The following is a 7,331-nucleotide window of genomic DNA, read 5'->3' on the forward strand; positions in this document are numbered from 1 at the left end:
CCACCACAGAAGACGCCGCCGACACCTCCTCATCAGGAGCCTGCTCCACGATCACATGCGCATTGGTGCCACTGATCCCGAAGGACGACACACCGGCCCGGCGCGGGCGCTCACCGTTCGGCCACTCCACCGGCTCGGTCAGCAGCCGCAGCCCGCCGCCGTCCCACTCCACATGGGGCGTCAGCTCCTCGGCGTGGAGGGTGGCCGGGAGTACGCCGTGCCGCAGGGCCATCACCATCTTGATGACACCGGCCACACCCGCCGCGCCCTGCGTATGGCCGATGTTGGACTTCAGCGAGCCGAGCCACAGCGGCCGGTCCTCCGGCCGGTCGCGGCCGTAAGTGGCCATCAGCGCGTCGGCTTCGATCGGGTCACCCAGCTTGGTGCCCGTGCCATGCGCCTCCACCGCGTCCACCTCGGACGGGGCCAGCCGGGCGCTGGCGAGGGCCTGGCGGATCACCCGCTGCTGGGAGGGNTACCAGGCCGACGCCTTCGCCCCATCCCGTTCCGTCGGCGTTCGCCGAGAACGCCTTGCACCGCCCGTCCGGGGACAGCCCCCGCTGCCGGGAGAAGCCGGTGAACACCTCGGGCGTGGTCATCACCGTCACCCCGCCGGCCAGGGCCAGGGCGCACTCCTCCTGCCGCAGTGCCTGGCAGGCCAGATGGATCGCGACCAGGGAGGACGAGCACGCCGTCTCCACCGTGACGGCCGGTCCCTCCAGGCCGAGGGTGTAGGACACCCGGCCCGAGAGCAGGCTCGGTGCGTTGCCCGCGTATCCCTCGGATCCCTTCTGCGGAAGGTCACCCGATGTGGCACCGCCGGTGGTGGCCGTACCGGCGTAGACGCCCGTCCGGGAGCCCTTGAGGGACACCGGGTCGATTCCCGCCCGTTCGCATGCCTCCCAGGCGGTTTCCAGCAGCAGTCGCTGCTGGGGGCTGGTGGCGAGCGCCTCGCGCGGGCTGATGCCGAAGAACTGCGGGTCGAATCGGTCGGCGTCGTGGAGGAAGCCGCCCCGGCGGACATAGGTGGTGCCGGGGTGGTCCGGATCCGGGTGGTAGAGACTGTCGAGGTCCCATCCGCGGTCGGTGGGGAAGTCCCCGATGGCGTCCACGCCGTCCGCGACCAGCCGCCACAGGTCCTCGGGCGTGTTCACCCCGCCCGGGAACCGGCAGGCGACGCTCACGACCGCGATCGGCTCCTGGTATCGCTCCTCCACCTCACGCAAACGCAGGCGCGTATCGTGCAGATCCGCGGAAACGCGCTTGAGATACTCGACCAGCTTCGCTTCATTCACGTTCACCATGAGGTTTCACCCGGCCCTCAGCGGTCGTCGCGCCCGGCACATTTAGGACACACCCAGTTCGTTGTCGATGAAGTCGAGAACCTGGGCCGCGGACGCGGACTCCAGCCTCTCCGCGGTGGTCATCTCTTCCTCCGCCGACTTTCGTGTCGCCTTCCACTTCGCCAGCAGGCTTTCGAGCCGTGCCGTGACCGCCCCCGAATCGTCCTCTTCCATCTCGAGGCCGATCAGGGTGGCTTCGAGCCTGGCCAGTTCGTTGAGCACCGGATCGGCGCCTCCCCGGCCCGGTGGTGCGCCGACCGCCGGGGCGATGCGCTCCAGCAGGTAGTCGGACAGCACGGCGGCGTCCGGATAGTCGAAGACGAGGGCGGCGGGCAGGCGCAGACCGGTGGCGGCGGCGAGCCGGTTGCGCAGTTCGACAGCGGTCAGCGAGTCGAAGCCCAGCTCCTTGAAGTTGGTGTCGGCCTGCACCGCTTCGGCGTCGGCGTGTCCGAGCACGGTGGCCACATGGCCACGGACCAACTGGAGGACGGCGCGGCGCTGTTCCGCGGCGGACAGGCCCGCCAGCCGGTCGGCCCAGTCGTCCGGCCGTGCCCCGGCTGCCGCCGCCGTACGCCGCGCCACGGCGCCACCGGCACCGGAGGCGGCGAGGGCGCGGAGCGTGGCGGGGAGGCCGTCGGCGGGCTGGGCGGCGAGGGCGCGGGTGTTCATATCCGCCGCGATCAGCTGGTGGCCGCCGTGCTCGGACGCCGCGTCGAGCAGCCGGAGGGCGTGGTCCGCGGCCATCGCGGTGACGCCCGAGCGGGACATCCGGGCCAGGTCCGCGTCGGCGAGGCCGCCGGTCATCTCGCTGGCCTCGGCCCACAGGCCCCACGCCACCGAGACCGTCGGCAGGCCCAGTGCCTGGCGGTGGGCCGCCAGCGCGTCGCAGAAGGCGTTGGCCGCCGCGTAGTTGGCCTGTCCCGGGCTGCCCATGACCCCGGCGGCGGACGAGAACAGCACGAACGCGCCCAGGCGCAGATGTGCCGTCGCGGTGTGCAGATGGGCCGCGGCCGTGGCTTTCGCCGCCCAGACCCGCGCCAGCCGCTCGGGAGTCTGCGCGGTGACGACCGCGTCGTCCAGCACACCGGCAGCATGGATGACTCCGGTCAGCGGATGCTCGGGATCGACCCCCGCCACCAGGTCGGCCACGGACGCCCCGTCGGTGACATCGGCCGCGACGATACGTACCCGCGCGCCCAGAGCGGTCAGCCGGGCGGCGAGGTCCTGGGCGCCCGGCGCGTCCGGGCCCCGGCGGCTCACCAGCAGCAGATGCCCGATCCGCCAGTCCCGTACGAGGTGTTCGGCGACCAGGGCGCCCAGCGTGCCGGTGCCACCGGTGATGAGGACCGTCCCGTCCGGGTCCACCGGGGCGGGGACGTCCAGGACCAGCTTGCCGGTGTGCTTGGCCTGGCTGAGGTGGCGCAGCGCCTCACGTGTCCGGCTCAGCGGCCAGGTCCGCACCGGCAGCGGCGGCAGCGGAGCCGCGCCGGGGCCGGTCGCTCCGGTGGTGAACAGCTCGCCCAGTTCGCCCAGCATCCGGCCGATGCGTTCGGGTCCGGCGTCGGTGATCAGGTCGTAGACCTGGTATGTCACCCCCGGATGCTGCTCCGCGACGCGCTCGGGGTCACGGAGGTCGGTCTTGCCCATCTCCATCAGCCGACCGCCCTCGCCCAGCAGCCGCAGGGAGGCGTCCACGAAGGGTCCGGCGAGGCTGTTGAGCACCACATCGACGCCACGTCCGCCGGTGGCCTCGCGGAACACCTCCTCGAAGTCCAGATCGCGCGACGACGCCCGATGCGCCGCATCGATGCCCATCTCCTCCAGCACCCCGTGCTTCGCCGGGCTCGCCGTCGCGTAGACCTCCGCCCCCAGGTGGCGCGCGATCCGTACGGCCGCCATGCCCACACCGCCGGTCGCGGCATGGATCAGGACCGACTCCCCGGCCCGGAGCCCGGCCAGCTCCACGAGGCCGTACCAGGCGGTCAGGTACGCCACCGGCACCGAGGCCGCCTGCGGATAGCTCCACCCGGCGGGAATGGGCGCCACCATCCGGGCGTCGGTCACCGCCGTCGGTCCGAACGCGCGGTCGAAGACCCCCATGACCCGGTCGCCCACCCCGAGCCCGGTCACCTCGGGGCCGATGTCCAGCACCACGCCGGCGCCCTCGCCACCGAGCCCGGTCTGGTCCGGGACCATGCCCAAACTGATCAGCGCGTCGCGGAAGTTGATACCGGCCGCGTGCACCGCCACCCGCACCTGGCGCGGTCCGAGGGGTTCGAGCACCTCCGGGCACGGCACCGGCTTCACGTTCTCCACCGTGGCCGCGCCGGTCAGCTCCAGCCGCCATGCGGGCTGTCCCACCAGTGCGGCCACACCCCCGCTGCTCACGCCACCGGCACGCATCAGCCGGGGTACCCGAAGCCGTCCCGCCCGCAGTGCGACCTGCGGCTCGTCCAGACGCACCGCACACGCCACCGCGCCGCGCACACCCTCCGCGAGCGGCTGGGCGTCCGGGTCGAGATCGACCAGCAGGAACCGCCCCGGGTTCTCCGCCTGCGCACTGCGCACCAGCCCGCATACGGCGGCCCCGGCCATGTCCACGCCGCCGACTGCGGCGCCTTCCGCCTCGGGGGCGTCGATCGCCACCGCTCCCCGGGTGACCACCACCAGCCGGGCGTCGGCCAGCCGAGGTTCGGCCAGCCAGCCCCGTACCAGCTCCAACGCCCGCTCCGAGGCCGCCAGACCGGCGGCCGCCAGGTCCGTATCCAGCCGGCTCTCGGACGGGTCACCGAGGCCGGACACATACGCGATGGCCACCGAAGGGGCGGGGGCGTCACCGCCGAGGGCGGACACCAACGCCTCCAGATGCGGATGGCGCACCGCGTCCGGCACCATCGGCCCGCACTCCCGCGGCCCCAGAACCACCCAACCGCCACCGTCCACCGGATCCGGCTCCTGGCCTTCCGCGTCGGTGTCCTGCGCGGGGACGGGCAGAGGCGTCCACTCCAGGGTGAACAGCCCGTCCACCCGCGGCCCGCCGGAGGTCCGCAGCTGGTCGACGGCGGCCGGTCGCATCACCAGCGAGTCGACGGTCAGCACCGGACCACCCACGGCGTCGGCCACTTCGACCCGCAGCCCGCGCTCGCCCTCGGCGCCACCCGCCTCCTGCCGCTGGGGCGAGAGCCTGACCCGTACGGTCGTGGCACCGCCCGCCCACAGCGACACGCCGTTCCAGGCGAACGGCAGCCACACCCGGCCGTCGTCGTGGTCCTCCTCGGGCCGGTCCAGGAGGAACGCCGGATGCAGCGCGGCATCCAGCAGTGCCGGGTGGATACCGAACCCCTCCGGGTCTCCGGCGGCCTCGGGCAGCGCCACTTCGGCGAGCACATCGGCGCCGTCCCGCCACACCGCCCGCAGTCCACGGAACGACGGCCCGTACGCGTACCCGGACGCCTCGGCGCGCTCGTAGAACCCCTCCAGCCGTACGGGCTCCGCGCCCACCGGAGGCCATGCCCGGCCCGGCTCGTCCACCGGACCCCGCGCGGGGCTCCGCGGGGACGGCGGGCCGAGGATGCCCTCGGCGTGGCACACCCAACCGGGGTCGGCGCCGGGCTCGACATCGCGGTCGGGCCGGGAGTACACCCGAACGTCGCGCCGGCCGTCCTCGGTGGCCACGCCGGCCACCACCTGCACACGCAGTCCACCGGACGCGGGCAGGACGAGCGGGACCTGGAGCGCCAGCTCCTCCACCCCGCCGCAGCCCGCTTCGTCGGCGGCCCGTAGCGCCCACTCCACCAGCGCCGCGCCCGGCGCCAGCGCGGCGCCCGCCATCACATGCTCGGCCAGCCAGCCTCCGGCGCCCCCGGCCGAGATCCGGCCGGTCAGCACCACCCCGCCGTCGGCGAGCCCGACGGCCGCCGGGAGATGCGCGTGCTCGACGCGCTGGAGCCCGGCGGCCCCCACATCCCCGACGCCACCACCCGCCGCCAGCCAGTAGCGCTCGCGCTGGAAGGCGTACGTCGGCAGATCCACCGTCCGGGGCGCCGGATCGGCCGGGAACCACTGGGGCCAGTCGACATCGGTGCCATGGGTGTGCAGTTGGGCGAGGGCGTGGCCGAGGGCGTGGGCATCGGGCCGTTTACGGCTCAGGGTTGCCGCCACCAGTGGGCTCGGCCGCCCGGCCCCGCCCTCGCTCACGCCCACACCCTCGCCCACGCCCTCGTCGGTGTCGGCCGTCGCCTCGTCGGCGGCGAGGTGCTGAAGGGTGTGCTGGGTCGCGGTGGCCAGGACGGGGTCGGGGCCGAGCTCAAGGAAGACACCGGTTTCGGGCGCGATATGAGCGACGGCGGGGTGGAATCGCACGGGTTGGCGGATGTGCCGCACCCAGTAGCCCGGCGTGGCGATCTCCTCGTCGGCCGGCTCACCGGTGAGGTTGCTGAGCACCGGGTGGGTGGGCCGGTGGAAGGTCAGACCGTCGATGGCCTGCGCGAACGGCTCCAGAATGGGGTCCATCAGCGGGGAGTGGAACGCGTGGCTGACGGCCAGGGCCCTGGTCTTGCGGCCCTTCGCCGCCCAGGTGGCGCGGATGTCGGCGACCAGCTCGATCGGACCGGAGACCACGGTGTTGCCGGGGGTGTTCAGGGCGGCGATGCCCACCTGACCGTCGTATGCCGCCAGGTCCTCGGCGAGTTCCTCGGCCGTGGCGGCGATGGCGACCATGCCTCCGCCGGTGGGGAGTTGGCCCATGAGCGTGGCGCGGGCGGCCACGAGCCGGCAGGCGTCGGGGAGGTCGAAGACCCCGGCGACATGGGCGGCGGCGATCTCGCCGATCGAATGCCCGATGACGGCGTCCGGGCGTACGCCGAACGCGTCGAGCAGCCGCGCCAGGGCGATGTGCAGCGCGAACAGCCCCGCCTGGGCGTAGGTGGTGTGGTCCAACAGCCCCGGCCGCTCGGCCACACCGTGGAAGACCACATCGCGCAGGGGGTGTTCCAGGTGGGGGTCGAGCAGTCCGCAGACCTCGTCGAACGCGGTGGCGAACACCGGGAACCGGTCGTACAGCCCGGCCCCCATCCCCTGGCGCTGGCTCCCCTGACCGCTGAAGAGCCACACCGTCTTGCTCCCCGCCGCTCCGCTGCCGGGGAGCACCACACCCGGATGGGGTTCCCCGGTGGCCAGCGCCTCCACGGCGGACAGCAGCTCCGCGCGGTCATCGCCCAACGCCACCGCCCGGTGCTCGAAGAGCGACCTGGTGGTGGCGAGTGACCAGCCCACATCGGCCGCCGACATCTCCGAGCGCCCGGCGACGCGTTCGGCCAGCGCGGCCGCCTGGCCACGCAGCGCCTCCGCGCTCCGCGCGGACAGCGCCCATGGGACGGCCCGTAGGTCGGGGGAGGCCACGGGCTCGGTCGTGACGTGCTCGACCGGCTCGGGGGCCTGCTCAAGAAGGAGATGGGCGTTTGTGCCGGAGGCGCCGAAGGAGGACACCCCGGCCCGGCGCGGTCGCTCACCGTTCGGCCACTCCACCGCCTCGGTCAGCAGCCGCACCGCACCGCTCTCCCAGTCCACATGGGGAGTGGGTTCGTCAATGTGCAGGGAGGCGGGCAGTGTGCCGTGCCGGATCGCCTGCACCATCTTGATGACACCCGCCACGCCCGCCGCCGCCTGGGCATGGCCGATGTTGGACTTGATCGAGCCCAGCAGCAGCGGTTGCTCGGCCGGGCGTTCCTGACCGTAGGTGGCCAGCAGCGCCTGTGCCTCGATCGGGTCACCCAGCGTGGTACCCGTGCCATGCGCCTCCACCGCATCGACGTCGGCCGGCGACAGCCCGGCGCTCGCCAGGGCCTGGCGGATCACCCGCTGCTGGGAAGGGCCGTTGGGCGCGGTGAGCCCGTTGGACGCGCCGTCCTGGTTGACGGCCGAGCCACGGATCACCGCCAGGACGTCGTGCCCGTTGCGCCGGGCGTCCGACAGCCGTTCCAGCAGCAG

At 73.5% G+C, this 7,331-nt stretch carries 1 protein-coding gene and 1 pseudogene; both read right to left on the bottom strand.

All coding sequences use genetic code 11. From position 1 onward, the window contains the following. Positions 1-1,304, bottom strand: a pseudogene (locus tag IEJ02_RS47220) (type I polyketide synthase); the annotation flags it as partial. Between the two features lie 42 nt (positions 1,305-1,346). Then, on the bottom strand, positions 1,347-7,331 hold a 5,985-nt coding region (locus IEJ02_RS47225), incomplete at its 5' end, for a type I polyketide synthase (RefSeq protein WP_191070421.1).

This window comes from Streptomyces sp. 5-10 (genome assembly GCF_014712245.1).
GTDB lineage: Bacteria > Actinomycetota > Actinomycetes > Streptomycetales > Streptomycetaceae > Streptomyces > Streptomyces violaceusniger.